The sequence below is a fragment of the Algimonas ampicilliniresistens genome (assembly GCF_030159955.1).
GTDB lineage: Bacteria > Pseudomonadota > Alphaproteobacteria > Caulobacterales > Maricaulaceae > Litorimonas > Litorimonas ampicilliniresistens.
In genome coordinates, this window is the sequence record NZ_BSNK01000001.1 from 1,019,495 (window position 1) to 1,044,921 (window position 25,427).

Annotated in this window: 25 protein-coding genes; 20 read left to right on the plus strand and 5 right to left on the minus strand. The window is 55.0% G+C overall.

Annotation, left to right across the window (positions count from 1 at the left end):
• Window positions 1-20 precede the first annotated feature (20 nt).
• From kbl to QQL54_RS04775, 3 genes are read left to right on the plus strand one after another with little or no spacing between them, the layout of a single operon-like run.
• Entirely contained in the window at window positions 21-1,223 is a 1,203-nt protein-coding gene (gene kbl / locus QQL54_RS04765; protein ID WP_284388142.1) for a glycine C-acetyltransferase, read from the plus strand.
• An 8-nt stretch (window positions 1,224-1,231) separates the two neighbouring features.
• Window positions 1,232-2,266, plus strand: coding sequence for an L-threonine 3-dehydrogenase (gene tdh / locus QQL54_RS04770; protein WP_348520700.1), 1,035 nt, complete (start codon window positions 1,232-1,234; stop codon window positions 2,264-2,266).
• Window positions 2,263-2,922 (plus strand): nitroreductase family protein, encoded by a 660-nt coding sequence (locus tag QQL54_RS04775; protein WP_284388146.1) that lies wholly within the window; start codon window positions 2,263-2,265, stop codon window positions 2,920-2,922. Before tdh ends, QQL54_RS04775 begins: the two co-directional genes overlap by 4 nt.
• 53 nt (window positions 2,923-2,975) lie before the next feature.
• Here the strand turns inward: QQL54_RS04775 and QQL54_RS04780 are convergent, their stop codons facing one another.
• Window positions 2,976-3,938, minus strand: coding sequence for a threonine ammonia-lyase (locus QQL54_RS04780; RefSeq protein ID WP_284388148.1), 963 nt, complete (start codon window positions 3,936-3,938; stop codon window positions 2,976-2,978).
• A gap of 82 nt (window positions 3,939-4,020) precedes the next feature.
• Here QQL54_RS04780 and QQL54_RS04785 point away from each other — a divergent pair, with 82 nt between their 5' ends.
• Complete coding sequence (locus tag QQL54_RS04785; RefSeq protein WP_348520701.1) at window positions 4,021-5,649, plus strand: long-chain fatty acid--CoA ligase; 1,629 nt, start codon at window positions 4,021-4,023, stop codon at window positions 5,647-5,649.
• Between the two features lie 81 nt (window positions 5,650-5,730).
• On the opposite strand, the gene QQL54_RS04790 is transcribed toward QQL54_RS04785, so the two are convergent.
• On the minus strand, window positions 5,731-6,276 hold the full coding sequence (locus QQL54_RS04790) for a CBS domain-containing protein (protein ID WP_284388154.1): 546 nt from the start codon (window positions 6,274-6,276) through the stop codon (window positions 5,731-5,733).
• Between the two features lie 118 nt (window positions 6,277-6,394).
• Window positions 6,395-7,636, minus strand: a complete 1,242-nt coding sequence (locus tag QQL54_RS04795; RefSeq protein WP_284388155.1) for a multidrug effflux MFS transporter — start codon at window positions 7,634-7,636, stop codon at window positions 6,395-6,397.
• Between the two features lie 188 nt (window positions 7,637-7,824).
• Here QQL54_RS04795 and ftsZ point away from each other — a divergent pair, with 188 nt between their 5' ends.
• From ftsZ to ligA, 5 genes are all read left to right on the plus strand, one after another.
• Window positions 7,825-9,291, plus strand: coding sequence for a cell division protein FtsZ (ftsZ, locus tag QQL54_RS04800; protein ID WP_284388157.1), 1,467 nt, complete (start codon window positions 7,825-7,827; stop codon window positions 9,289-9,291).
• 135 nt (window positions 9,292-9,426) lie between these two features.
• On the plus strand, window positions 9,427-10,377 hold the full coding sequence (gene lpxC, locus QQL54_RS04805) for a UDP-3-O-acyl-N-acetylglucosamine deacetylase (RefSeq protein ID WP_284388159.1): 951 nt from the start codon (window positions 9,427-9,429) through the stop codon (window positions 10,375-10,377).
• Between the two features lie 73 nt (window positions 10,378-10,450).
• Window positions 10,451-11,299 (plus strand): outer membrane protein assembly factor BamD, encoded by an 849-nt coding sequence (locus QQL54_RS04810; RefSeq protein ID WP_284388161.1) that lies wholly within the window; start codon window positions 10,451-10,453, stop codon window positions 11,297-11,299.
• Window positions 11,300-11,336: 37 nt separating this feature from the next.
• Entirely contained in the window at window positions 11,337-13,013 is a 1,677-nt protein-coding gene (gene recN, locus QQL54_RS04815; protein WP_284388163.1) for a DNA repair protein RecN, read from the plus strand.
• Complete coding sequence (ligA, locus tag QQL54_RS04820) at window positions 13,010-15,049, plus strand: NAD-dependent DNA ligase LigA (protein WP_431355917.1); 2,040 nt, start codon at window positions 13,010-13,012, stop codon at window positions 15,047-15,049. Before recN ends, ligA begins: the two co-directional genes overlap by 4 nt.
• On the opposite strand, the gene QQL54_RS04825 is transcribed toward ligA, so the two are convergent.
• Complete coding sequence (locus QQL54_RS04825) at window positions 15,046-15,660, minus strand: carbonic anhydrase (RefSeq protein ID WP_284388167.1); 615 nt, start codon at window positions 15,658-15,660, stop codon at window positions 15,046-15,048. The two genes, ligA and QQL54_RS04825, sit on opposite strands and share 4 nt — an antisense overlap.
• A gap of 115 nt (window positions 15,661-15,775) precedes the next feature.
• On the opposite strand from QQL54_RS04825, the gene QQL54_RS04830 reads away from it, so the two are divergent.
• Window positions 15,776-16,669, plus strand: a complete 894-nt coding sequence (locus QQL54_RS04830) for a fatty acid desaturase family protein (RefSeq protein WP_284388168.1) — start codon at window positions 15,776-15,778, stop codon at window positions 16,667-16,669.
• 17 nt (window positions 16,670-16,686) lie between these two features.
• Window positions 16,687-18,051, plus strand: a complete 1,365-nt coding sequence (locus tag QQL54_RS04835) for a M28 family peptidase (RefSeq protein ID WP_284388169.1) — start codon at window positions 16,687-16,689, stop codon at window positions 18,049-18,051.
• On the opposite strand, the gene erpA is transcribed toward QQL54_RS04835, so the two are convergent.
• The gene (gene erpA / locus QQL54_RS04840; protein ID WP_284388170.1) at window positions 18,052-18,402 is read right to left on the minus strand and encodes an iron-sulfur cluster insertion protein ErpA; all 351 of its coding nucleotides are present in this window, start codon (window positions 18,400-18,402) and stop codon (window positions 18,052-18,054) included. It lies immediately after the preceding gene.
• An 83-nt stretch (window positions 18,403-18,485) separates the two neighbouring features.
• Between erpA and QQL54_RS04845 the strand changes: the two genes are divergently transcribed.
• The 9 genes from QQL54_RS04845 (at window position 18,486) to QQL54_RS04885 (ending at window position 25,410) form a co-directional block, all read left to right on the plus strand.
• The gene (locus QQL54_RS04845) at window positions 18,486-19,685 is read left to right on the plus strand and encodes a deoxyguanosinetriphosphate triphosphohydrolase (protein WP_284388172.1); all 1,200 of its coding nucleotides are present in this window, start codon (window positions 18,486-18,488) and stop codon (window positions 19,683-19,685) included.
• Window positions 19,686-19,833: 148 nt separating this feature from the next.
• Window positions 19,834-20,583, plus strand: coding sequence for an SPOR domain-containing protein (locus tag QQL54_RS04850; protein WP_284388173.1), 750 nt, complete (start codon window positions 19,834-19,836; stop codon window positions 20,581-20,583).
• Window position 20,584: 1 nt separating this feature from the next.
• Window positions 20,585-21,595, plus strand: a complete 1,011-nt coding sequence (gene nagZ / locus QQL54_RS04855) for a beta-N-acetylhexosaminidase (RefSeq protein ID WP_284388175.1) — start codon at window positions 20,585-20,587, stop codon at window positions 21,593-21,595.
• Window positions 21,592-22,416 carry a segregation and condensation protein A gene (locus QQL54_RS04860; RefSeq protein ID WP_284388177.1) on the plus strand — a complete coding sequence of 275 codons (825 nt, stop codon included), beginning with the start codon at window positions 21,592-21,594 and terminating at the stop codon, window positions 22,414-22,416. Before nagZ ends, QQL54_RS04860 begins: the two co-directional genes overlap by 4 nt.
• Window positions 22,413-23,168, plus strand: a complete 756-nt coding sequence (gene scpB / locus QQL54_RS04865) for an SMC-Scp complex subunit ScpB (protein ID WP_284388179.1) — start codon at window positions 22,413-22,415, stop codon at window positions 23,166-23,168. The genes QQL54_RS04860 and scpB overlap by 4 nt, the downstream gene beginning before the upstream one ends.
• Before the next feature lie 71 nt (window positions 23,169-23,239).
• Window positions 23,240-23,455, plus strand: a complete 216-nt coding sequence (locus QQL54_RS04870; RefSeq protein ID WP_284388181.1) for a twin-arginine translocase TatA/TatE family subunit — start codon at window positions 23,240-23,242, stop codon at window positions 23,453-23,455.
• A gap of 9 nt (window positions 23,456-23,464) precedes the next feature.
• The gene (gene tatB, locus QQL54_RS04875; protein WP_284388183.1) at window positions 23,465-23,773 is read left to right on the plus strand and encodes a Sec-independent protein translocase protein TatB; all 309 of its coding nucleotides are present in this window, start codon (window positions 23,465-23,467) and stop codon (window positions 23,771-23,773) included.
• Window positions 23,770-24,603, plus strand: a complete 834-nt coding sequence (gene tatC, locus QQL54_RS04880; RefSeq protein WP_284388184.1) for a twin-arginine translocase subunit TatC — start codon at window positions 23,770-23,772, stop codon at window positions 24,601-24,603. The genes tatB and tatC overlap by 4 nt, the downstream gene beginning before the upstream one ends.
• A 57-nt stretch (window positions 24,604-24,660) precedes the next feature.
• On the plus strand, window positions 24,661-25,410 hold the full coding sequence (locus QQL54_RS04885; RefSeq protein WP_284388186.1) for a lytic transglycosylase: 750 nt from the start codon (window positions 24,661-24,663) through the stop codon (window positions 25,408-25,410).
• Window positions 25,411-25,427: the final 17 nt, after the last annotated feature.

A 25,427-nucleotide genomic window follows, 5' to 3' on the forward strand; every position in this document is an offset into this window, starting at 1 on the left:
GTTTCTTTATTCAGGGTCCTATGTCAGACACATTTTTCGACCATATCGCAACCGAGCTTAAGCAGATTGAGGCTGACGGCCTCTACAAGCGCGAACGGATCATCACCAGCGCGCAAGATGCGGAGATTGAGATCAACGATGGCGGTACGAAGGATGTCCTTAATTTCTGCGCCAATAATTACCTCGGCCTGGCCGACGCGCCAGAGCTGATTGAAGCTAGTAAAACAGCGCTCGACGCGCACGGTTTTGGTATGGCGAGCGTGCGCTTCATCTGCGGCACACAGGATCAACACCGGGAGCTGGAACGCGGGCTAGCTGAGTGGCTCGGCTATGAGGATAGCATCCTCTACGCCGCATGTTTCGATGCCAATGGCGGCGTGTTTGAGCCGCTGCTCGGGCCGGAAGATGCGATTATCTCAGACAGTCTCAACCACGCCTCGATCATTGATGGCATCCGTCTCTGCAAAGCGAAACGCTATCGCTACGCCAATAACGATATGTACGATCTTGAGAGCAAGCTAAAACAGGCGCGAGACGAGGGTGCGCGGCACATTATGATCGCGACAGATGGCGTGTTTTCTATGGATGGCACAATCTGCAACCTCGAAGGCGTCGTCGCGCTCAAAAAGAAATATGATGCGCTGTTGATGGTCGATGATTGCCATTCGTCCGGCTTCCTTGGCCAGCAGGGACGCGGCACAGCCAGCCATTGCGGGGTTCAGGGCGGCGTTGATATTTTGACGGGAACGCTCGGCAAAGCGCTCGGCGGCGCAATGGGCGGCTTTACTTGTGCCCGTCGGGAAGTAGTCGATATGTTGCGCCAGCGCTCACGGCCTTATTTGTTCTCCAACAGTTTGGCGCCCAGTCTTGTCGGGGCATCGCTAAAAGCCATTGAGATGACCAAGACCGGCGACGATCTCCGCACGCGTCTGTTCGATAATGCCAAACGCTTCCGCGCGGGCATGACCGAAGCGGGCTTCGACCTCTTACCTGGCGAACATCCGATCATTCCGGTCATGTTGCATGATGCAAAACTGGCACAGGAGATGAGCGCGAAACTGCTTGACGAAGGCATCTATGTGATTGGGTTCTTCTTTCCAGTCGTGCCGAAGGGCCTTGCGCGCATCCGTACGCAAATGAGCGCGGCCCATACACCCGAGCAGATCGACCGCGCGGTCGCCGCCTTCACTAAGGTGGGTAAGGAACTCGGGGTCGTGTCATGAGCCAAACGATGAAAGCCCTGGTCAAAGCGAAATCCGAGAAGGGCTTGTGGATGCAGGACGTTCCAGTGCCGGAAATCGCGCCGAATGAAGTGCTGATCCGGATCGAACGCACCGCCATTTGCGGCACCGATATGCATATCTATAAATGGGATGAGTGGGCGCAGAACAACGTCCCGGTGCCAATGGTAGTCGGGCATGAATATGGCGGCACGGTTGAAGCGATTGGTAGCACGGTGACCCGGGTCAAAGTCGGCGAACGGGTTAGCGGCGAGGGTCATGTTGTTGGAAATCGGTCACGCAATGCGCGGGCCGGACGTTTCCATCTTGATCCCGACACGAAAGGCATCGGGGTTAATCTACCGGGTGCGTTTGCCGAATATCTGGCTCTGCCAGAATTTAACGTCATCCCGCTTGGGGACGATTTCGACATTGAGATTGCTGCCATTCTCGATCCGCTCGGCAATGCGGTCCATACAGCACTGGCGCATGATTTGGTCGGCGAAGATGTATTGATCACGGGTGCGGGTCCAATCGGGATTATGGCCGCCCGAGTTTGTGAACGGGCGGGGGCCCGACGCATTGTCCTCACGGACATCAATGACTGGCGGCTAGACTTCGCCAAAACCGTCACGCGCCGAACGACAATGGTCAATACGATGGACCAGGATTTGAAAGCCGTTATGTCGGACATCGGCATGACTGAAGGCTTTGATGTCGGTCTAGAGATGAGCGGCGCGAAGCCCGCTTTTGATCAAATGCTCGACACTATGTTGATGGGTGGTCAGATGGCGATGCTCGGCATTCCGGCCTCGCCCTATCCTGTCGACCTTGGAAAAATTGTCGGCAAAGCCCTGACCCTCAAAGGTATCTACGGCCGTCAAATGTATGAGACGTGGCACAAAATGCTCGCCATGATTGATAGTGGTTTGGATATGAAAGCGATGATTACGCACCGTTTCGCGGCACGCGATTTTCAGGATGCGTTCGATCTGATGGAAACCGGGAAAACCGGAAAGGTAATCCTCGACTGGACGCAAGTATGAGCGCGGAAACAGTTCTGCTGACGGGATATGAGCGCCTGTCCGAAGCTGAAATGGGGGATCGGCTGGAGCAATTTCGGACGCTTATGGCGAACCGTCGTACTATCCGGGATTTCGCTGACACGCCCGTCCCGCAAGAGCTGATAGAATCAGCGATCCGTGTTGCAGGAACGGCACCGAGCGGGGCCAACTTTCAGCCTTGGCACTTTGTTGCGATTTCTGATCCTGAGACAAAGCGCGCAATCCGCGAAGCGGCGGAAGAAGAAGAGCGTGCCTTTTACAGCGGTCGAGCATCTAATGAATGGCTCGACGCGCTCGCACCGCTTGGCACTGACGATCAAAAGCCTTTTCTCGAAACGGCGCCCTGGTTGATCGCTGTCTTCGCCCAGAAGCGGGGCGATCATGGGAAGAACTATTACGTCACCGAATCTGTCGGTCTGGCGACCGGGATGTTGATCACGGCCTTGCATTCCGTCGGGCTAGGGACATTAACTCATACACCTGCGCCGATGACGTTTTTGCGCAAGATATGTGGGCGACCAGAGACAGAAAAGCCGTTTGTGTTGCTCGTTGTTGGTTATCCGTCAGAGGGTTGCACAGTGCCAGTTCATGCGCTCGAAAAGAAGTCACTGGGCGAGATTTCGACCTTCAAGACCTGAATGCCTGAATGCCTGAATGCCTGAATGCCTGAAGTCTATAGCGGCATTGCTCTCTAAAGGTCTAAGGCTCTGGCCATAATCTCTGGGTCAACATTGCCACCAGACAAAATGACGGCGATGCGCTCATAGCCTTTGGGTAAGCGCCCTGTTACGACGGCGGCCATCGCTGCTGCACCGCCCGGTTCCAGTGTTACGTCCAGATATTGTTTGGCGAGCTTCATCGCGTAGAGGCAGTCTGCGTCGCTGACGTCAAAAACATCGGTCAGAGACTTTGAATTGATCGGCCACGTTATCTTACCCGGAATGGGCGTCATAATGGCGTCGCAGAGTGTTGGCGGTGGGTTTTTGAGCCCGATCCGCTCACCCGCATGAAGACTCAGTTGGTGATCATTGTAATCGACAGGTTCAGCGCCGAAAATATGCGTGTCTGGACTTTCCGCCCCCATAGCGAGGCTGATGCCCGCGCAAAGACCGCCGCCGCCAATACAGGTAATGAGGGCATCAAAGTCGAGTCCAGACCGAGCGATCTCTAAACCGACCGTGCCTTGTCCCGCGATAATATAAGGGTCGTCATAGGACGGGACTACGGTGCGTCCGTCGCGCCGCGCGATTTGCGCAGCGATCTCTTCCCGGCTTTCGGTCATCCGGTCATAGCTGATGATGGTTGCTCCGTCGCGCTCAACGCCCGCAACTTTAATAGCTGGGGCATCGGACGGCATGACGATAATCGCATCAATGCCGAGTTCCTTGGCCGCGCGCGCAACACCTTGCGCGTGATTACCGGACGAAAAGGCGACCACACCGCGCGCGCGTTCGGCCTCATTCATGGCTGCAAGCCGATTGCGCGCGCCGCGATATTTGAACGCGCCGACATGTTGTAAGCACTCCGCTTTGAAGTGAATTTCAGCGCCGGCAATCGCATCGATTTCCGCTGCATGAAGCAGCGGCGTCTTCACAGCATAGCCCTCCAGCCGGTTTGCGGCTGTCAGAACGTCCTCATAGATCGGTGCGTCCATTTGGCTCTCCTTATTGACCGCTTTGCCCATGTCTGAAACAGACCTGCTTAATCAAGAGAAACAATTTTCCGGGGAACTGCCAATGCTAGGCCTAATGATGAGCCGAGAGCTCATGATTTCTGATCTGATCGAACATGCCGCTACGGTGCATACGAAGCGCGAAATCATGTCGGTGAATAGCGACATGTCGCAGCATCGCTATGGTTGGGGTGATTGTGCTGTGCGCGTGCGCAAGCTGGCCAATGCGCTAATCGCAGCCGGCGTCAAAACGGGTGACCGGGTCGCAACGATTGCATGGAATAATTATCGCCACATCGAAATCTATTACGCTGTTAGCTCAATCGGCGCTGTTGTTCATACCATAAACCCCCGCCTCAAACCCGAGCAGATTGCTTGGATGGTCAACCATGCCGAAGACAAATTCGTCATGTTTGATACGACGTTCGGTCCGATCATTGATGGGGTGCACAGTGTTTGCCCAACAGTCGAACGCTGGATCTGCCTGACCGACAAAGCGGGTATGCCGGACTATAAAGCGCCAGTTGAAGATTATGAGAGCTTCATTGCAGACGCGTCTGAGACCATCGATTGGCCGCGCTTTGATGAGAATACCGCCTGCACCCTTTGCTATACGTCCGGAACGACAGGCGATCCGAAGGGTGTACTCTACAGCCATCGTTCGACAATCCTTCACGCCATGGCGGGCTGCGCGACTGATGTTATCGGCGGCGGTGGCGGTGACACGATTTTGGGTGTTGTCCCGATGTTCCACGTCTCGGCGTGGGGGCTTGTTTATTCTGCGGCTATGGTCGGCGCGAAATTGGTCATGCCGGGGCCGGGTTTAGACGGGCCGAGCCTGACGGAACTTATCCTTCAAGAAGGCGTCACCTTAATGGCGGGCGTGCCGACCGTTTGGCTCGGCATTTATAACCATTGCAAAGCTGAAGGCATCAAATTGCCGAAGGTGAAGAAGGCCTTGGTCGGTGGGTCAGCCCTGCCGGAAAGCCTACTGCGGGCCTATGAACAAGACCTGGGTATTCCGATGCAACAGGGTTGGGGCATGACGGAAACATCGCCGCTTGGTTCAACCTATGCGCCGCATCCAGACACAGATTTGGATGATTACGAGTCAACCGTTCCGCACAAGCTGTTGGCGGGTCGCCGTATCTACGGTGTCGAAATGCGGATTGTGGATGATGAAGGCAATGAATTGCCCGCAGACGGTCAAGCGTCCGGACATTTGCATGTCCGTGGCCCTTGGGTCGCGTCAGGCTATTTCAAAGGCGCTGGTACGGACGCGTTCACAGACGATGGTTGGTTTGCGACAGGCGATGTCTCAGCGCTCCATCCTGAAGGCTATATGGAAATCACGGATCGCTCCAAAGACGTTATCAAGTCTGGCGGTGAGTGGGTGTCGTCCATCGAGATCGAGAATGCGGCGTGCGACCATCCGGACGTGTCGATGGCGGCCTGTATCGGTGTACGGCATGAGAAATGGCAGGAGCGTCCGATGCTGATCGTTCAACCAGTGCCGGGCAAAACGCCTAATAAGGATGAAATCAAAGCCTGTATCGCCAATAAATGTGCGAAATGGTGGATGCCCGACGCCATCGTCTTCCAAGACGAGCTTCCACTCGGTGCAACCGGTAAGATCCTTAAACGTGAGCTGAAGATTACCTATAAGGACTTCGACTTGGAGGGCGGGGCTTAATCTCAGCGTCTCTCACTCGAAATTTTTGGGCCGCCTTATCGGGCGTCTCCGAATACTATGACGCCGTTGAATATGACGGTTCTATTGAGTGATCATGGTCATGATCAAGACCATCAAAAGTGAATAGAGTGCGATCCCACCACCAATCATAAAAATGTACCAGTTTTTGAAAACTGTAGCCTTGGCGATTGATTTCATTTGATAAAGAAGATCTGGCCAGGTGTAGGAAACAAAGTCGCCTTGTGTGAAAACGGCCATAATCTTGCCGCCTTCATCGACAACTGGCAGGCGCCTAAATCGCTCGTTCGACATGATCCGAAGCCAGTCGATCATGTCGTCCGTTTCACGGGCCAAGCGCGGGTTTTCTGTCATGATATCGGACAAGCTTGTTTTCTTCGCGTCCAATCCCTGACCCACCAGCTTTTTCATAATGTCGCGCTCTGTGACGACCCCGATGACCTTTTCTGAATCGTTAACGATAATGACAGATCCATAGTTTTTATCTGACATCGCAGACACGGCCTCAAAAACAGTCGCGTCGGCTTTCCGGGTAAGAGGCGCAGGCTTCGATTTATACTCGGGGCGATCCATAAGCCGATTTCCGGCTCGAACTGTTTCTTTCGACATACGCAAAGTCCTTTTCTCGTTTCTGATCTCGAGATAAAGTTTGTTACGTGTGTTGCACTTGGTCCGATTGACGGAAGTGTCGAAAAAATTCTCCCGCTGTCTTGAGAAGTATAAATTCTCAGGTTTTACCCGCACCGAGCTCGAAGAGCTTTCCGCGCTCGGTGATCAGAATGATGCCGAGCGAGACAATGCCGAGGCTTACATAACCCACCAGAATTGGGATCACGGTCCCGTTGAACTGCTGGGCGATAAACAAGCCGATTAGGCTGGCGCCGGTCGATGTAAAGAAGCCGTAGACCGCATTGGCGGTCCCGGCGATGTCTCCCATCGGTTCCAGCGCGAGCGAGGCGAAATTCGCTCCCATCATCCCAAAACAAGCGAAGCTGATGACGAACAGCCCGTAGAAAATCCAGAAATTCTCGCCAATGAAATACATATAGCTGAGGTTAATAGCCGCCGAGAGAATGAAGATCAGGACCATCGTGTGGCTAATGCGCCGCATGCCGAGTTGTTCGACGACCTTGGAGTTGAGATAGTTCATCACGGCGAGACCACCTGCGATCCCGGCAAAGTAAGCCCAGAACATGTCGCCCCGCTCGAAGACTTCATCAAAAACCTGCTCGCTGGCTGCGATAAAGGCGAAGAGCGATCCGAAAATCACGCCTGATGCACACATATAGCCGAAGCTGGTACGGTGGCCGAGCACACGGCGAAAGCCGTCTATGACTGAGGCGAGATTAATCGGTCGGGCTTCCTTCATGGTCGCGGGCAGGCGGGTTCCCGTCCAGACAAAGACAACGGCGGCGAGGATGCCGAGCGCTCCAAAGGTCCATGGCCATCCCAGCGTATTGATGATGACGGTCCCGAAGGCTGGGGCGAGAATCGGAACGATCATGAAGACAGTGAAGACCAAGCTCATAATACGAGCCATAGACCGTCCTGACGAGACATCCCGAATGATCGCGCCTGCGCTGACGCGTGTGCCGGAGCAGGCAATGCCTTGTAGCAAACGGAAGATGAGCAGCATCTCGAAGGTCGGCGCAAACATGCATGCAATGCCAAAGATGGCGTAACCCACGAGTGAGCATTGCAGAAGTATCTTGCGCCCGTACCGATCTGCGATGGGGCCCCATATGAGTTGGGGGAAGCCGAAGCCGAGAACAAAGCTGACCACGATCCACTGTTGGTCATTGGCATCTGCAATATTGTAAGCGGAACCGATCTGTTCCAGCGCAGGTAGCATAATGTCGATGCCAAGCGCTTGCAGTCCGAAAATTGCCGCCATCATGGTGACGAATTCTCGCTTACCGATTGTCAGAACCGAGTCGGAAGAGTTCGGGTTTTGTGCCTGGCCGGTCATCCGGCGCGCCTAGGCCTGTCTCTCGATGGAAGCAATCCGAATTCCCTCACATCACAGGGATGTCGTGGTCAGTGGCTGCTTATACAATCGAAGCAAAACGGGGAAATCCTGAGTGTCTAAACCACGCGTTAACTATTTGAAGCGACACGAGGGCTTAACCAGTCATTGACCATATTAGGTACCGTTCGATGTCAATTACATTCAAAATGCCCCAGTCCGTCGAACTCAAGCCACGCATCGTCGTCATAGGCGTTGGTGGGGCAGGCGGGAACGCCGTCAATAATATGATTGATGCCGGTCTTGATGGTGTCGAGTTCATCGTTGCCAACACGGACGCTCAAGCGCTCGCCCTCTCAAAGGCCGAGCGCCGCGTGCAAATGGGCGGCGGTATCACACAAGGTCTTGGCGCTGGCATGCGCCCCGAAGTCGGCGAACAGTCGGCGGAAGAGAGCCTCGACGAAATTCTTCAACACTTGGACGGCGCGCACATGCTCTTCGTCGCTGCTGGTATGGGCGGCGGCACGGGTACAGGCGCTGCCCCTGTTATTGCGCGCGCAGCTCGCGATCGCGGCATCCTGACAGTCGGTATTGTGACCAAGCCTTTCATGTTTGAAGGCTCTCGCCGCATGAAGCTGGCGGAGCAAGGGATCGAGAATCTCTACGCATGTGTCGATACGATGATTACGATTCCGAATCAGAACCTGTTCCGGGTCGCGACTGAACGCACGACCATGGCGGATGCCTTCCAACTCGCTGATGAAGTGCTCTACTCCGGTGTTCGCGGCGTCACCGACTTGATGGTCGTGCCGGGTCTGATCAATCTCGATTTCAACGATGTTCGCACCGTTATGGATGAGATGGGCAAGGCCATGATGGGCACGGGCGAAGCGACCGGTGAAAGCCGCGCTGTCGAAGCCGCTCAAAAAGCCATTAATAACCCGCTGCTCGACGATGTTTCGCTGAAAGGCGCAAAAGGCGTGCTGATCAACATCACCGGCGGCGACGATCTGACCTTGTTTGAGGTCGATGAAGCCGCGCAGATGATTCGCAATGAAGTTGATGAAGACGCCAATATCATTGTTGGGTCGGCACTCGACGCCGCGCTGGACGGGGTTGTCCGGGTCTCCGTCGTGGCAACAGGCGTTGACGCTGCGACGCGCTCAGACATGCCGGGTCGCTTTACGCCAAAACCAAAGACGCAACCGGTTGCTGAAGTTGCCCCCATTGTTGAATTAGGAGTTCATGAAAAAGCTGAAGCGGAAGCCCGCGCGGCCTATTCTGATTACGGGTTCGAAGAGGAAGAAGAGGCCGAGCCGATGGCTGTAAACGGTCCACCGCCATTCCAAAGCCGGAATGACACGGCCTATCCACCACGCGTTCAGGGCGGTTCCGCCCAACCGATAGCGTCGGCGCCAATTGCATCTGCGGTTGAGGTTATGCCCGCCGCGCCTATTGCTTCGACCACTGTTCCAGAAGCCCCGGCGGCGCCTGCGGCTCGTCGTCCATTTGGTCTTTGGGGTCGGAAACCACGCCGCCCTGTCGCCACACCGGAGCCAACGCTCGCTCAAACGACAACGCAGTCTGGTGATCTTTTTGCGGACGATATGGATGATGAGTTGGAGATTCCGAGCTTTCTCCGACGTCAAAATCGTTAGAGACGAAGATTGCCGAGAGTTTCGCGTTAAAGGCGAAAAACCCATACATTTCAAAGGACAAGGTTCGTAACATTGCGTCACGGACCGTTGTTTGTTGTCGCGCATTTCGATCTCTAGCAGAGTATCAGAATCTTTATGCCGAACGTTAGACGACAATCCACACTTCGCGCCTCCGCCGTATGCGCCGGGATTTCGTTGCATGGTGGGCGACAAACCCGTTTGGTGATGAACCCGGCCCCACCCGACACGGGTTTGATTTTTCGACGCTCAGATATCACAGATCGTCATAATCTTATTCATGTGACACCAGAATCGGTGACGGGTGTTCGCAACTGCACCACGATTTCCAATGCCGGTGGTGTGGATGTCTCGACGATTGAACATTTGCTCGCAGCGCTCTGCGCCGCAGGCGTCGATAATCTGGTCGTTGATTTAGATGGTCCTGAGCTTCCAGCACTCGATGGATCGGCAGAACCTTTTTTAAAACTAATCGAACAAGTTGGTTTGAAGCGGCAGGCGGCTGCTCGCCGTTATGTTCGTGTTTTAAAGCCCGTCAAAGTCTCTTCCGGTGATGCCTGGGCTCGTATTGAGCCTGCAGAGGGGTTTGAGTTGGACGTGACCATCGACTTTGATGACTCTGCCATCGGCTATCAGCGCTTGAAAATGGCTCCAAATGTGCAGGCTTTCCGCGACCGTCTCGCCTCAGCCCGAACATTTGCGCGCATGCATGAGGTCGCCGCGTTGCAAGAAGCGGGTCTTTCTAAAGGTGGATCGCTAGAAAATGCCGTCGTTGTTGATGGCGATGAGGTGCTGAATCCTGACGGTTTGCGATTCGATGATGAATTCGTCCGGCATAAAGCGCTCGATTTGATGGGGGATATGTATCTTGGCGGTCCGATCCTGGGGCGAGTGACAACGATGAAGTCTGGACATGGATTGAACCATGACCTGCTGGCTAAACTCTTCGCCACAGCCGACGCTTGGGACTATATTACTCTCCCGGGCGCGCAGGCCTTAATTGCCATGATGGCGCTGAAATCGCGGGATAGATCAGACGATGATTCTGCGATTGCTGTTCCGGCTTAAGATATTCTCACTTTCACGTGTCACTCGGTGACGCTAAGAGCCGTTCGACACGACTAGTGCGCACGGGATATTCATGACCTCAACCTTAGCCAAATGCGTCCTTGCGCTGTCGGCCGTTCTTTACCTCACAGCGTGCTCGACGCTTGGTATTGGTGGCGACCGTAAGGAAAAACTCGCTTACATCGAACGCCCTGCCGAATTGATCTATAATGAGGCGTTAGAGCGACTTGAAAAGAACCGCTGGGACGAAGCCAAGCTCTTCTTCGAAGAAGTCGAACGTCAACACCCCTTCTCAGAATGGGCGCGTCGCTCTTTATTGATGAGTGCCTATGCGTCGTACCGCGCCGCCGATTATGATGACAGCGTCGCAACAGCGCAGCGCTATATTGGTTTGCATCCGGGCTCTGAGTCGGCAACCTACGCCTATTATCTGGTAGCGATCAGTTTTTATGACCAGATCTATGATGTGGGTCGGGATCAGGAAACCACGGTCAATGCGGAATCGGCATTGCAGCAAGTTGTCCGCCGCTATCCAGAATCAGATTATGCGCGCGACGCACGTCTCAAGCTTGAACTGACGCAAGATCACCTTGCCGGGAAAGAAATGACGATTGGTCGGTTCTATCTGAAACAGAATCAACCTCTGGCCGCGATTATCCGGTTTAAGAATGTTGTCCGCGAATATGACACGACGTCACAAGTTGAAGAAGCCATGCACCGTATGGTCGAAGCCTATGTCACGCTCGGTGTTATCGGCGAGGCCAAAAAGGTCGGTTCAGTCCTCGGTTACAATTACCCTTCTAGCGAATGGTATGCGGACTCCTATCAGCTTCTCGCTGATTACGGCGTCGATCTTGATGCGGAGATCAGTAAACCTCGCAAGCGTGGTTATTTCGACAGGCTCCGCGAACGGCTCTTCTAGGCGAGGGTCGCGACAGGAGTCCTGAAGGAGTGAGATCATGCTGAGCGGACTATCTGTCCGAAACGTCGTCTTGATCGAGTCGCTCGATCTGACGTTTTCGCGCGGGCTCAGCGCGCTCACAGGTGAAACAGGCGCCGGTAAATCCATTCTCCTTGATGCGCTCGGCATGGCAGCTGGCGCGCGGTCTGATCGCGGCTTGGTTCGCGCCGGGACGGAGAAGGCGTCGACGACAGCCAGCTTTTCTCTCCATTCAGGGCATCCCGTCTGGATGATGCTCGCAGAGCAAGATCTCGACAGCGATGCCACCGAAGATCTCCGTTTGCGCCGCGTTATATCGGCTGACGGACGATCCAAGGCTTACGTCAATGATCAACCAATTGGCGTAAAAGTCCTGTCCGCTATTGGTTCGATCCTGTTGGAAGTTCACGGGCAGCATGATGGGCGCGGTCTGCTTGATCCGAACACACATATTGGCATGCTCGACAATTTCGGAGGCTATGACGCGGAGCTAGCCGCTGTCCGAGATGCATATCGCGACCGTCGAGAGACTCAGAAAGCCTTAGATGCCCTGCTTGATCGTCAAGCCAAGGCTGGTGAGGATCGAGAATTTCTTGAACTGGCGATTGCCGAACTCGACCGTCTCGACCCGCGGGCAGGGGAAGACGAGACACTCGCCCAAGAACGTCGGTTCCTGCAGGGTGCTGAGGGTGCGCTGAGTGAGCTAACAGCCGCGCAAGACACGCTTGGTGAAGGCGGTGAGTTTGAGGAACGGCTCACCCGCGCGCTGACCGGGATTGAACGTATCAGAGATAAATTTAGCGATGGGGACAGCAAGGCGACGCGAGCCTTACAAGCCGCCGCCGAGAGCCTGGAGCGGGCACTGCTAGAGACCAACGATGCGCGCGAAGCCGTCAGCCATGCCGCCGATGCATTTGATGTTGAACCGGGTAAGTTGGAACGCGTTGAAGAGCGACTCTTTTCCCTACGTGCCGCCGCGCGCAAATATGGCGTTGGTATTGACGACCTTTTGGCGAAACGCGCGGAGTTCGCCGGAGAACTGGATGCAATTGAGACAGTTGAAGCCGACATTGGCGCTACGGTGAAGCGTCGCGATGCGGCAAAGGTTGCTTATGACGCGGCCGCACAGAGTTTGAAGAAGGCTCGAAAACGCGCGGCCCAACAGCTAGATCAAGCCGTTATGACTGAGCTGCCACCGCTCAAAATGGAACGGGCGCGGTTTGTTACGGATGTATTGGACGCCCCTGAATCGGTGTTTGGGGTGGACCAAGTCCGTTTTACTGTATCGACCAATCCGGGCACACCTTTAGGTCCGCTCGACAAGATTGCGTCCGGCGGCGAAATGGCGCGCTTTGCCTTAGCCATCAAAGTCGCCTTGGCCGCTAAGACAGAGAGCGTGATGGTGTTTGATGAGGTCGACCAAGGCGTTGGTGGGGCTGTGGCGACGGCGGTTGGGCGGCGTTTGGCCAAACTGTCGGAAACCGCGCAAGTGTTTGTCGTCACACATAGCCCGCAAGTCGCAGCCTCAGCTGATCGACAATTCCGGATTGAGAAAACTTCGACGGGGACGACGACGACGACCCATGTCCATGCCGTATCCGAGACCGAGCGCGAAGAAGAGATCGCGCGCATGTTGGCTGGGGACAGGATTACAGACGAAGCCCGCGCCGCAGCCCGTCAGCTCATGGCGCGATGACTGTGTCAGGGCCTAAGGAAAAATATGATGATCTGATCGCGCAGATCAAGAAGGCGGATGACGCCTATTATCAAGACGACGCACCGGATCTGACTGACGCACAATATGACGCGCTGCGCATGGAATTGCGAGCGATAGAAGACCTCTATCCAGAGCTAATCCGCCCAGATAGCCCGACACAGTCCGTGGGAGCGAAGCCGTCCGGTCGGTTCGGTAAGATTACGCACGCCGTCCCGATGCTCAGCTTGGATAATGCGTTTAGCGATGAGGATGTACGGGATTGGACGGCCCGCGCCCGGCGTTTTCTCGGTCTCGAAACCACAGAACCGATGGCCTTCACGGCAGAGCCCAAGATTGATGGCCTGTCCGCGGCCATTCGCTATGAAAATGGCAGGCTTGTGCAAGGCGCGACCCGAGGTGATGGTGCTGTCGGCGAAGATGTCACGCGTAATCTGCGTACGCTCGACGATGTTCCAAAGGTGCTGTCGGGTACGGGTTGGCCTGATATTCTTGAAGTTCGCGGCGAAGTTTATATCGAGCATGACGCTTTTGCGGCGATGAATGCCCGACAGGTTGAGCGCGGCGACAAAGAATATATGAACCCGCGCAATGCCGCGGCGGGCAGCTTACGTCAGATCGATTCGTCCATAACCGCTGAGCGGCCCTTGCGATTCTTCGCTTATGCGTGGGGTGAGGTGAGTGAAGCCATCAGTGACACACAGTTCGAAGCGATTGAAAACCTCTCAAAGTGGGGTTTTCAGACCAATCCAAAGACGCAACGGTTTACTAATGCGGAGGGGCTGATTGCCCATTATCGGTTCATCGAGTCAGCCCGTGCCGACCTCGGCTATGATATAGATGGCGTCGTCTACAAAGTTGATCGGTTGGACTGGCAAGGCCGGCTCGGTTTTGCCGGACGCGCGCCGCGTTGGGCCATCGCGCATAAATTTCCCGCCGAGAAGGCAATCACCAAACTGCTCGACATTGAAATTAATGTTGGGCGCACAGGGGCGCTCGCGCCGCTCGCTCATCTTGCTCCAATCAATGTGGGTGGCGTCCTCGTCTCCCGCGCGACCCTGCATAATGAGGATGAAATCGAGCGTCTGGGAGTAAAACCGGGCGACACGGTGCAGATCCAGCGGGCCGGGGATGTCATTCCGCAAATATTGAAAGTTGAGACGGATGGCGGCGGTGAACCATTCATCTATCCGACACTCTGCCCATCATGCGGATCTGATGCGATCCGTGCGGTCGATGAGAAAGGCAAACAGGATGTAGTTCGACGCTGCGTGAACACACTGTCTTGCCCGGCACAGGCTAAAGAATATCTCAAATATTTCGTTTCACGACCTGCCTTGGATATCGATGGGCTAGGCGAGCGACAGATTGAGGATTTCTACGAACGTGGGGACGTCACAGAACCGGCCGATATTTTCACGCTTGAGAACCGTAATAGCGATCTGAAGCTCGAGAACCGTGAAGGCTTTGGTGCAAAGAGTACGGAGGCACTCTTCCGAGCAATTGAATCCCGCCGCACAGTTAAGTTGCCACGTTTCTTACGCTCACTTGGTGTTCGTCATGTCGGGCAGGGGAATTCAAATCTGTTGGCGAGGCATTTCGGGGATTGGCATTCTCTGTATGAGAGTGCCAAAGCCGGAACAGCTGAAATGCTAACCATTGACGGGATTGGTGAGGCGGCTGCGACAGCATTACACGAGTTTTTCCATGCCGATCAAACGCGCGACGCTTTGGATAGATTACTAGCTGAAGTGACTGTGGAAGATGCGGAGGTTGTTGATACCGGATCGCCGGTCGCTGGAAAAACCGTCGTGTTCACAGGGAAGCTGGAACGATTCACACGTGACGAAGCGAAGGTCCGGGCGCAATCACTCGGCGCCAAGGTCGCGGGCTCGGTATCGGCAAAGACGGATTATCTGGTGGCCGGCCCAGGCGCGGGAAGTAAGCTCAAGAAAGCGGAAGCTCTCGGCGTTTCAGTTTTGACGGAAGATGAGTGGTTGGCGCTGATTGCGCCCTAATCCGGATTGACCTCGCCAAATTCACCGGAATTATTCATCATTAACAGTCGCGCAGAGATGATCGAAAAATAGGCACCTTGCAATTTGAGTTCGCCAGCTTCGACCGCCGAGCGGATGAAATCATAGCTCATTAGATTGCCAAGGCTCTGCCTTACACCTTCCAGTTCCAGCTCGGATTGCGAGGCTTCTGGCGACAATCCGCGTGCTAGAATACGCTCGCGAGCGGAGGTGAGGTGGCTGATCCACGCGCCGACATAGCCTTCGGTAATATTGTCCAGACAGCCCCGTATGCCGCCGCAGCTCTCATGGCCCATCACAACAATCATTTTAACTTTCAATATCTTGACGGCATATTCTAACGCGGCAGCAGTGCTTGGCGTGCCGATTTCAGTGGATTTGGGCGGCACGATATTGGCGACATTGCGCAGCACGAACATTTCGCCCGGATAAGCATGGAAAATGTCAGTTGGATCGACGCGTGAATCCGCGCAGGAAATCAGCATGACGCGCGGCGACTGGCCCGACTTGCCGAGCCGCTCGTACAAATCCTTCTGCATGGCAAAATCCGACAGGCGAAATTCGCGATAACCTTCGATCAGTTTTTCGGGCATATTCTATCATATTCCATGCGCGCCCTTTGCGCGTGATTGTTAATAGAACGCATCGCATACGGGTCAAGCGCGCCGTTTCGTTGACTTGATCTGAGCGAGCGCGCAGATTGGATTCATGGGTGCTTCTGCCAAATATCTCCCGCGTGACACGGTTCGGACACTGTCGCGTCGCTCTGATGTATGGGGCGCATGGCTGACATTGCATGTTTGGGGTGTGATCTTCGCTGCTTGGGTGATGGCGATTCTTTGGACCAACCCGTTTACGATCATACTCGCTATCATGCTGGTTGGATCACGCCAGCATGGGATGGCGATCCTGATGCACGACGCAGCGCATGGCGTGTTGTTCAAAACCCGGTGGGTCAATGAGTTTGTCGGACAATGGTTGCTCGGTGCGCCCTATGGTGGGGACATGCAGTCCTATCGACATTATCATCTGAAACATCACCGTTACACTCAATCTGAAGATGACCCCGATTTACCGCTGTCGGCCAAATTCCCCGTATCGAAAGCCAGTTTACGGCGAAAGTTCTGGCGCGATTTAACGGGTCAAACCTTTTTTCGCCTCCGTATGGCCAGCCGCAAAGACACAACGGAGCCCGGCATGGAGGCTTTCCAGAAAAGCTCACCCGTACCCACGCTCATCACGAACGCGGTAATCTTTGGCGTTTTGGCGGCCCTTGGCCACTGGTGGGTCTATCCGGTATTGTGGCTCTTGCCGCTGATGACGTGGTTCATGGCCGTGCTACGCAATCGTAATATTGCCGAACATGCGCTGACGACGACAGACGGTAATGTGCTGACTCAAGCGCGAACGACGCACGCAAACTGGCTAGCCCGCGTGTTTCTGGCCCCTTATTGGGTCAATTATCACGTTGAACATCATGCCTACATGTATGTCCCGTGCTGGCAGTATCGCGGGTTGCATAAGGCTATGGCGGAGCATCATGGCGACATGGAAATTCAACCGAGTTATCGCCGGGTTTTGCAACTCGCGTCTGCTGGATAGACAATAGGATCAAACTTATGCGCACACTCCTTCTGATGGGCGCGACGCTCGCCCTATCCACAACGGCTATGGCGCAGAACGCAAACTATGGTCCGCCGTCCGAAGCCGCGCATCTCTACGATATTGCTGTCGCACCGAGCGCTGATCGCATTCGCGCCGATATCCAGACGCTAGTCGATTTCGGTACACGGCATACATTGTCGGAAACCGAATCCGACACACGCGGAATTGGCGCCGCGCGACGCTGGATCCATGCAGAGTTTGAAAAGATCAGTGCTGAGTGCGGTGGCTGTCTCGAGGTAATCTACGTGTCTGACACGATTAGCGGCGAACGGCGTATCCCCGAGCCAACTGACGTTGTGTCTGTCCTCGCGATCCAACGTGGAACCATGGACCCAAACCGCTACGTCATGATGAGCGGTGACATTGATAGCCGCGTCACCGACCCGCTGAACGGGGCCAGCGATTCGCCGGGCGCGAATGATAATGCTTCAGGCATGGCGGGCGCGATCGAAGCGGCGCGGGTTCTGTCGAAATATAAGTTCCCAGGTTCCATCATTTATGCGGGCCTGTCGGGTGAAGAGCAGGGACTGTTTGGCGGCGAAATTGTCGCGGCCCATGCGCTAGAGCAGGGATGGGAAATCAAAGGCGTGCTGAATAACGACATGATTTCTAACATTTCTGGCGTGGATGGCGTGATCGACAACAGCACAGCACGCGTGTTCTCAGAAGGCACGCGCTTTGTCGAAACTGAGGTCGAAGCGCGCAGCCGTCGCTTCACCGGCGGTGAAGTCGATAGCCCGTCTCGAAATCTAGCGCGCTACGTCAAAGCGCAGGCCGATCAGTATATGACCAATCTGAACGTCATGATGATTTACCGGCTCGATCGCTTTGGTCGTGGCGGGCACCATCGCCCCTTCAACCAAGTCGGTATCCCCGGTGTACGGATCATGGAAACGCATGAACATTATGATCGGCAGCATCAGGATCTACGGACTGAAGACGGTATAGTTTATGGAGATACGATGGAGGGCGTGGACGAGCACTATGCCGCTAAGCTGACAGCGCTCAACGCGGTCACGCTTGCGGGCATGGCGGGCGCTCCGCCGTTTCCGTCAGATGTTAAAATCGAAGGGGCCGTCCGACCATCTGCGAAGATGACGTGGCAAGCCCCTGAAAAATCAGAAAACCTTGCGGGATACCGCGTGCATTGGCGCTATACGACTGAGCCAGAATGGACGCATTCGCGCTATATCGGCAACGTCAACGAATGGACGTTCGATAACCTCGTGATCGACAATTATTTCTTCGGTGTTAGCGCCGTCGCCAAAGACGGCAGCGAAACGCCTGTAGTGTTCCCGGGCGCGGCAGGACGCTTCTAGCTAGATTGAGAAACTTGTCCCGCAGCCGCAGTTGGCCGTGGCGTTAGGGTTGTTGATCTTAAAGGCCGCTCCGATGATCTCGCGCGAGTAGTCGATTTCCGATCCATCCAAGAATTCGAGACTCATTTCATCGATCACAACACGGGCGCCGTCGCGCTCAATCAGCAAATCATCAGCATTTGGCGCGTCGGCAAACTCGAACCGATAGGAAAAGCCGGAACAGCCGCCGCCGTCCACGGCGACGCGTAAAAGCTGGTCGATGCCCTGTTTTGTCATGATGGCATTGATCTGCTTGGCGGCAGACGCGCTCATGGTAACGGGCGTGGTTGTTTCAGTAGCAGTTGCGGTCATACTCTCTATATAGCGCTTGAACGTGTTTTCCGAAAGGTTGCCCTGACGAAAGCCCTGCTGAAAGCTCTGGCGAAAGGTAGACTGTGACAGTCTTCAAACCCACTCGCGCTAAACGCGCACCCTATGCGTCGGACCCCGATAATGCGCGTGGGCGAGTCATTCCGCAACCGAGCGCATCAGAGCGCAGCCCGTTCCAGCGCGATAAGGACCGGATCATCCATTCTTCTGCGTTTCGCCGGCTCAAAGGCAAGACGCAGGTCTTCGTGGCTCATGAGGGGGATTACTACCGGACCCGGCTGACACACTCGATTGAGGTTAGCCAGATCGCTCGCTCAATTGCCCGTGTCTTGGGGCTGGATGAGGATCTCGCTGAATGTCTCGCTCTGGCCCATGATATGGGGCATCCGCCTTTTGGACACTCGGGCGAAGACGCGCTTTCCAAAGCGATGGCGCCCTATGGCGGGTTTGATCACAATGCGCAGACTCTTCGGATCGTGACACATCTGGAAAGTCGTTACGCCGAGTTTGACGGGTTGAACCTGACTTGGGAGACGCTGGAAGGTATCGCCAAGCATAATGGCCCGGTCGTCACCCGGGAGGAGGATCTGAAAACCCTACCTTGGGCATTACGCGCCATCCCTGACTATCAGTCGTTAGAATTGCACACTTATGCGGGCCCCGAGGCCCAGGTCGCAGCTATTTCTGACGATATTGCCTACATCAATCACGATATTGACGACGGCCTACGGGCGGGATTGTTCACAGTTGAAGATATTATGGATGTGCCGTTTGTCGGCGATGCGTTCGCGGATGTTCGTCGTCGTTATCCTGATATTTCCAAAGATCGCATGATCCATGAAGCCGTCCGCGATATGATTGGGATCATGGTTGCGGATGTTCTGGCGGAAACGCGACGACGTTTGGAAAAATACGATCCGCAAAGCCCTGACGATGTGCGCCATTTACCAGAAGCAATTTGCGATTTCAGCTCAGGATTCCGTGAGAAAGAGCGTCCGTTGCGCCATTTTCTTATGACTCGCATGTATCGGCACTATCTAGTCAATCGGATGATGGGGCAGGCGTCTCGTGTTGTTAGCGAGTTGTTTGAACTGTTCATCGCTGATCCGACAATTCTACCGACCGAGTTACAGCTGAATTGTGCTGGCCCTCATGCGCCCGAAACGGCGCGAGTCGTGATGGATTATATTGCGTCAATGACCGATAATTTTGCGATTGCAGAGCACCGGAAACTGTTCACAGTGACGGGATATCTAGGCGGATAAGTCCGATACGGGCTATGAGGCTGCAATAAGTCTTTAACCCGGACCTGAAATTCCATTATTTCGTCAACAAGACGCCGCAAGCGCGCTGCGTTACACATGGACGAAGACTAGCGATTCGCTATGCGGGCGTTGGTGAGGGGACAGATCGATGAGTTCAGACGGCCCAGAATTCAATCCGGTGATGCGACCGGATGAACCCGTAACACCATTCGACATTACACGGTCGTCGGAGCGTGCCATATTGCTCAAACTTGTCATCGGTTTCGGTGTCCTGTTGATCCTCGCCTTCATCGTTATCAAAGTTTATCAGCCCGGCGTCCGTGATCGAGGCGACCCGCCGCTGATTACGGCGGACAATACGCCGTTTAAGATTGTCCCAGAAGACCCTGGCGGGATGCAGACACCCGACCAAGATAAAGAAGTCTTTGATGTCATGTCTGGTCAAGACCCACGCACAGATGTGACGGTGTTGCCGCCGCCTGAAAACCCGGTTGATCTACCCACACAAGCTGAGCGCGATCCTGTCCCTTCAGACCGCGGTGAATTGCGTCCAACTCAACCGACTGTACAGGACCCGACCCCTGACTCTGTCATCGAAACGCCTACGAATCGTCCTGTTGTAACCGCAACGCCGCCTGCGACGGGAACATCGGACTGGATTGTACAGGTCGCATCCTTGCGCACCCAAGCAGAGGCTGAAAATACCTATGCAGCAATCCGGGCGAAACATGCGGACGTCTTGCGGTCCTATCGATCCGATATTGCCCGCGTCGATCTGGCTGAGAAGGGCATTTACTACCGCGCCCGCATTGCCGGATTTGCCTCCAAGGCTGATGCTGATGCGACTTGTGTCAGATTGAAGGCGGCGGGGCAGGCTTGCTACGTCACGCGTCGTTAGGATGAGCCAGCTCGCCGCAATTTTGGGTCTGAGTGGCCCGCGTCTGACCGTTAGCGAACGGACCTTCTTTCGCGATGCCAATCCGTGGGCTTTCATCCTTTTTGGACGCAATGTTGAAAGCCCCGACCAATTACGCCGTCTCTGCGACGATCTTCGAGGTGCCGTGGGACGCGATGCGCTCATTTTCGTTGATCAAGAAGGCGGGCGCGTCCAGCGCCTGAAAGAGCCGCACTGGCGTGCCTATCCAACGGGTGCGGCCTATGCGGCTGTTCACAATGATGACGACGAAAAAGGCAAGCGCGCTATATTCCTAGGGCATCGGTTGATCGCAGATGATTTACGCGCCGTTGGTATTACGGCTAATTGCGCGCCTGTGCTGGATTTGCCGCAATCTGGGGCTGATCCCATCATCTCCGACCGTGCGCTGGGCGATTGGACGGATCAGATCGTCGTGCTGGCAAAGTCGGCTATGTCGGGCTTGATGGACGGCGGCGTTGCCCCAGTCATCAAACATATCCCGGGCCACGGCCGTGCAACGGTGGATAGCCATAAGGCTCTGCCACGGATTACGACCAGCAGAATGTTGCTGGAACGGACCGATTTCAGGCCGTTCCGGATGCTGGCTGATGCGCCCATGGCGATGACAGCACACGCTGTCTATTCGATCGTGGATGAGGACCCTGTGACCACGTCACCCAAGGCGTTGCGTGATCTTATCCGCACGACCATTGGATTTGACGGCTTATTGATGTCGGATGATCTCGACATGAAAGCGCTCACGGGTAGCTTGCAATTCAAGACGACGGCGGCTCTCGATGCAGGCTGTGATATCGCCCTACAATGTTCCGGTGATTTGCTCGACATGATTGAAGTGGCCAAGGGGGGGCGGTCTTTAGACGGACGTTCACTAGAGAGGGCTCAGGTGGCAGAAGCGACAACGAAATCCGTCGCCGAGTTCGACAGAGAGGCCGCAGAAGCCGAGTTCGATAAGTTGATGGCTCGGTCCCTATGATGTCAGCCGAAGAGGGATTTGAAGAGGATCTGTTTTTCGAAGCGTCAGAGGCCGCCGAAGAGAGCGATGCGGCGCTTTTATTAGATATTGATGGATTTGAAGGCCCGCTTCATCTTTTGCTCGACCTTGCCAGGAAGCAAAAGGTCGATCTGGCCCGTGTGTCGATCCTTGATCTTGCCGAGCAATATTTGAACTTCATCAAGACGGCTCATAATCTGCGGATTGAGCTCGCGGCTGATTATCTCGTGATGGCGGCATGGTTGGCCTATCTAAAATCACGACTCATCCTGCCGTCAGAGAAGGCCGAAACAGAAACCCCGGAAGCACAGGAACTCGCAGCTATGCTAGCATTCCGGCTGGAGCGGCTAGATGCCATGCGCCGAGCGGTTGGCGGGTTGCAACGATTGCCGAAGACGGGTCAAGAAATCCTGACTCGCGGCGCGCCGGAAGGGCTGCGGTCACGGACTACACCGCTGTTCGAAGCTGAATTGTTCGATCTTCTCAAAGCTTACGGGACATCCCGATCGCGCTCTGCATTCAAGCATCATCGTTTGGAAAAACCGAAAGTGCTGAGCATGGATGAGGCGCGTAATCGGCTCAAGCGCGCTATGGCGAGTGCGGGCTATGACCTGTCCGAATGGACGGCGATGGACAGCTTGATCGACAGAACCGATCTGGCCGACGATGTTCCACAAAACTCAGTCCGGGCCTCGTCCTTGCTGGCCGGCTTGGAGTTGGCGAAAGAAGGGGATATCCAACTTCGTCAGACGTCGGCATTCCAACCGATCTATTTGCGAACCACAGAAAGGGACGCGCCATGACTCGACCCACCTCGCAACGACTGGATAATGCGACAGCCGGAATAGAAGGGGATGTGGTTCGGTTGACGGAACGGCTGAACCAGCGCGCCGATGACTCCGCGACGATGGCCGGGGAACTTCGTCTTCTCGAAGCCCTATTATTCGCTGCTTCAGAGCCGATTGATGTTGTCACGCTGCGAGACCGCCTGCCGAAAGAGACGGATGTCGGGGCGCTTTTAGCCCGATTGCAGCGCGACTATGCCAATCGTGGCGTGAATTTAGTGTCCATCGCGAACCGCTGGCGGTTTCAAACAGCACCAGATTTGGCTGAGACCTTAGTCGATGTACGGGAAGCACCGCGAAAACTGTCTAAGGCGGCATTAGAAACGCTGGCCATCATCGCTTATCACCAGCCTGTTACGCGCGCTGAAATCGAAGATGTTCGCGGGGTCGCTGTCTCAAAAGGGACAATAGACGTTTTGATGGATCTGAGTTGGGTTCGCCTACGCGGACGTCGCCGGACACCGGGCCGTCCGGTGACTTACGGCACAACCGACGGGTTTCTCGCACATTTCAATTTAGAGCAAATTTCCGATCTGCCGGGTCGCGATGACCTCAAAGCCGCAGGCCTGTTGGATCCGCGTTTGCCCAAGGACTTCGAAATGCCGGAGCCGTCCTTGCTGGATGATATTAATACGGAAGACGATCAACTCGATTTCGAGCCCGAAGATGCAGAATTCTTTGAGGATTTCTTGGCCGATGATGACGACTGAGCCCAATAATGACGGGTGCATGACAGTCTCTCACGATTGACCGTTGGGCTTGAGCGGCCTACATCAACCTCATGTTAACAGCTCATCCCATTGGCATCATCGCCATTCTGGTCATCGCCGTTCTGGTTTTTGGTGGTCGTGGCAAGATCAGTGCGATCATGGGTGATCTCGGCAAAGGGATCACCTCTTTCAAAAAAGGTCTGAAGGACGAAGTTGCGGACGCCAAAGAGGCTGCAACCGATCCGGCTGACGACGCGCTGGACGTTACGCCCCGCAAGAAAGACTAGGCCCGATCCATGCTCCCGTCCTTTGGATTCGGGGAAATGGTGGTCATCGTCCTGCTGGCGATTATCGTTGTGGGTCCAAAAGACCTCCCGAAAGTTATGCGAACGCTGGGTCAATTTGTGGCCCGTTTGCGCGCCATGGGGCAGGAATTTCGCGATGCCTTCGACGAAATGGACGCGGATGACGAGATCAAAGAACTCCGCGCCGAGATCGCGCAGATGAAGAGCCTCGGCTATCTTGATGATGAGCTCGAGGGCGATATTCGAGAGCTGAATACAGAAATCCGCGACGCAACCGACCTGTCTTCCGATAAAACATGACTGAACAGGCTAAACTTGAAGCGGATGAGGTTGAATCCTCGCGTGCTCCACTGCTCGATCACCTTAACGAGTTGCGCTCCCGGCTGATCAAGAGTGTCCTCGGTGTGGTTGCGGGGATGATCATTTGCGCGCCTTTCCTGCGCCATATTGTTGATCTTCTGCTGTGGCCCTTCGAAGTGGCTATTATTCGCTACAATGCCCGCATGGTCGAGGCGGGCCGTCCGCCCATTGATATGGAAATCATTGCGACCCAGCCGCTTGAGACGTTCTTCGTGAAGTTGAAAATCGCCATGTTTGGCGGCATCGTCATTGGCTTTCCTATCCTAGCCTATCAGCTCTACCGGTTCGTCGCGCCGGGGCTGTATCGGAATGAGCGCGGCGCTTTTCTTCCCTATCTCATCATGAGCCCGATCCTGTTCATTGCGGGCGCGAGCCTCGTCTTTTTCTTCGTCTTTCCGTTCGTGATGGAATTCGCTCTTGGCCAGCAGGCTCTTGGCGGCGGACAGGAAGTGAAGTTGTTGCCACGTATTGCGGATTATCTGAAACTCTCAACAACGCTATTTCTGGCTTTTGGTATGTCGTTTCAGCTTCCTGTGATCCTCTCGCTGCTGGGGCGTGCCGGGATCGTCACCTCCGTACAGCTGCGCGGCTGGCGGAAATATGCCGTGCTCGGCATTGCGGTGTTCGCAGCATTCGCCACGCCGCCGGACCCGATTACGCAGTTCATCTTGGGCGGAGCCATCTATTTGCTTTATGAATTGTCGATTGTTGCGGTGCGGCTTGTCGAACGCAAAGCCGATGAAGTCTCTGTGTCTGAGACCCAAGCTTAGCGCTTCTTTAACCATGTCAGGTTAAATTGCGGGCGTGAACCTAGGAGAGGTACGCTCATGCGCCGGATCATTCTGACCGCCATTCTGTTGTCCGCCGCCACGCCGGTATTGGCTCAAACAGACCTACAGGCCGATAAAGCCGCAGACCCGAAGTCCGTGGTCAGCGAAGCCAGTCATTCTCAATCCAGTCTATCCTCAGATAAGAAGATGACGCCCGTTCAAGAAGAGGCCGCTCGAATTCTTCGTTTCCAGAAGGCTATGGGCGCAACCAGCCAAGTTGCGCCAAACGGCATTAAACCTATTGAGCTTTACCAGACACCCACACAGCCCATCGCCAAAGCGGCGCCTGTGCCCGTCTCGGAAACCGTCCACACGGTAGTCAAAGGCGACACGCTCTATAATCTTTCGAAACGATATAATTTGACTGTGACCGATTTAAAGCGCGCGAACGCCATCGATGGCAATAGTATTCAGCTTGGCCAGTCGTTGAAAATACCAGCCATTGCAGTGCAGTCGACCACACCGGCGCAAGTCGCCTCTGTTTCCACATCGACCGTCAAAGGCCCTGCTAAGCTAAAGGTTGTTGAGCCGATTCCGAGTGATGCCGAGGCGCAAATAGCCACGGATCTTTCGATCCCGACCATCCAGTATTATGCAGTTCTGCCGAGTGATACGCTTTCAGCCATCTCACGCCGGACCTGTATCGACACGTCTAAGTTGGTTTCGACGAACGAACTAACCGACCCGAATGCCCTTGTGCCGGGTCAAAGGCTGAAATTACCTGAGGGCCACTGCCTGACGAAGTAGAGATTAGGCGGATCAGT

Bases quoted from the DNA above. Each gene is read 5' to 3' on its own strand.
- scpB (WP_284388179.1), top strand. From the start codon at position 22,413: ATGACTCGACCCACCTCGCAACGACTGGATAATGCGACAGCCGGAATA.
- tatC (WP_284388184.1), top strand. From the start codon at position 23,770: ATGACTGAACAGGCTAAACTTGAAGCGGATGAGGTTGAATCCTCGCGT.
- QQL54_RS04850 (WP_284388173.1), top strand. From the start codon at position 19,834: ATGAGTTCAGACGGCCCAGAATTCAATCCGGTGATGCGACCGGATGAA.
- QQL54_RS04790 (WP_284388154.1), bottom strand. From the start codon at position 6,276: ATGTCGAAAGAAACAGTTCGAGCCGGAAATCGGCTTATGGATCGCCCC.
- QQL54_RS04885 (WP_284388186.1), top strand. From the start codon at position 24,661: ATGCGCCGGATCATTCTGACCGCCATTCTGTTGTCCGCCGCCACGCCG.
- QQL54_RS04780 (WP_284388148.1), bottom strand. From the start codon at position 3,938: ATGGACGCACCGATCTATGAGGACGTTCTGACAGCCGCAAACCGGCTG.
- ligA (WP_431355917.1), top strand. From the start codon at position 13,010: ATGACTGTGTCAGGGCCTAAGGAAAAATATGATGATCTGATCGCGCAG.
- QQL54_RS04810 (WP_284388161.1), top strand. From the start codon at position 10,451: ATGACCTCAACCTTAGCCAAATGCGTCCTTGCGCTGTCGGCCGTTCTT.
- QQL54_RS04860 (WP_284388177.1), top strand. From the start codon at position 21,592: ATGATGTCAGCCGAAGAGGGATTTGAAGAGGATCTGTTTTTCGAAGCG.
- erpA (WP_284388170.1), bottom strand. From the start codon at position 18,402: ATGACCGCAACTGCTACTGAAACAACCACGCCCGTTACCATGAGCGCG.
- ftsZ (WP_284388157.1), top strand. From the start codon at position 7,825: ATGTCAATTACATTCAAAATGCCCCAGTCCGTCGAACTCAAGCCACGC.
- QQL54_RS04835 (WP_284388169.1), top strand. From the start codon at position 16,687: ATGCGCACACTCCTTCTGATGGGCGCGACGCTCGCCCTATCCACAACG.
- kbl (WP_284388142.1), top strand. From the start codon at position 21: ATGTCAGACACATTTTTCGACCATATCGCAACCGAGCTTAAGCAGATT.
- lpxC (WP_284388159.1), top strand. From the start codon at position 9,427: ATGCCGAACGTTAGACGACAATCCACACTTCGCGCCTCCGCCGTATGC.
- QQL54_RS04870 (WP_284388181.1), top strand. From the start codon at position 23,240: ATGTTAACAGCTCATCCCATTGGCATCATCGCCATTCTGGTCATCGCC.
- tatB (WP_284388183.1), top strand. From the start codon at position 23,465: ATGCTCCCGTCCTTTGGATTCGGGGAAATGGTGGTCATCGTCCTGCTG.
- tdh (WP_348520700.1), top strand. From the start codon at position 1,232: ATGAAAGCCCTGGTCAAAGCGAAATCCGAGAAGGGCTTGTGGATGCAG.
- QQL54_RS04785 (WP_348520701.1), top strand. From the start codon at position 4,021: ATGCTAGGCCTAATGATGAGCCGAGAGCTCATGATTTCTGATCTGATC.
- QQL54_RS04830 (WP_284388168.1), top strand. From the start codon at position 15,776: ATGGGTGCTTCTGCCAAATATCTCCCGCGTGACACGGTTCGGACACTG.
- recN (WP_284388163.1), top strand. From the start codon at position 11,337: ATGCTGAGCGGACTATCTGTCCGAAACGTCGTCTTGATCGAGTCGCTC.
- QQL54_RS04795 (WP_284388155.1), bottom strand. From the start codon at position 7,636: ATGACCGGCCAGGCACAAAACCCGAACTCTTCCGACTCGGTTCTGACA.
- QQL54_RS04825 (WP_284388167.1), bottom strand. From the start codon at position 15,660: ATGCCCGAAAAACTGATCGAAGGTTATCGCGAATTTCGCCTGTCGGAT.
- nagZ (WP_284388175.1), top strand. From the start codon at position 20,585: ATGAGCCAGCTCGCCGCAATTTTGGGTCTGAGTGGCCCGCGTCTGACC.
- QQL54_RS04775 (WP_284388146.1), top strand. From the start codon at position 2,263: ATGAGCGCGGAAACAGTTCTGCTGACGGGATATGAGCGCCTGTCCGAA.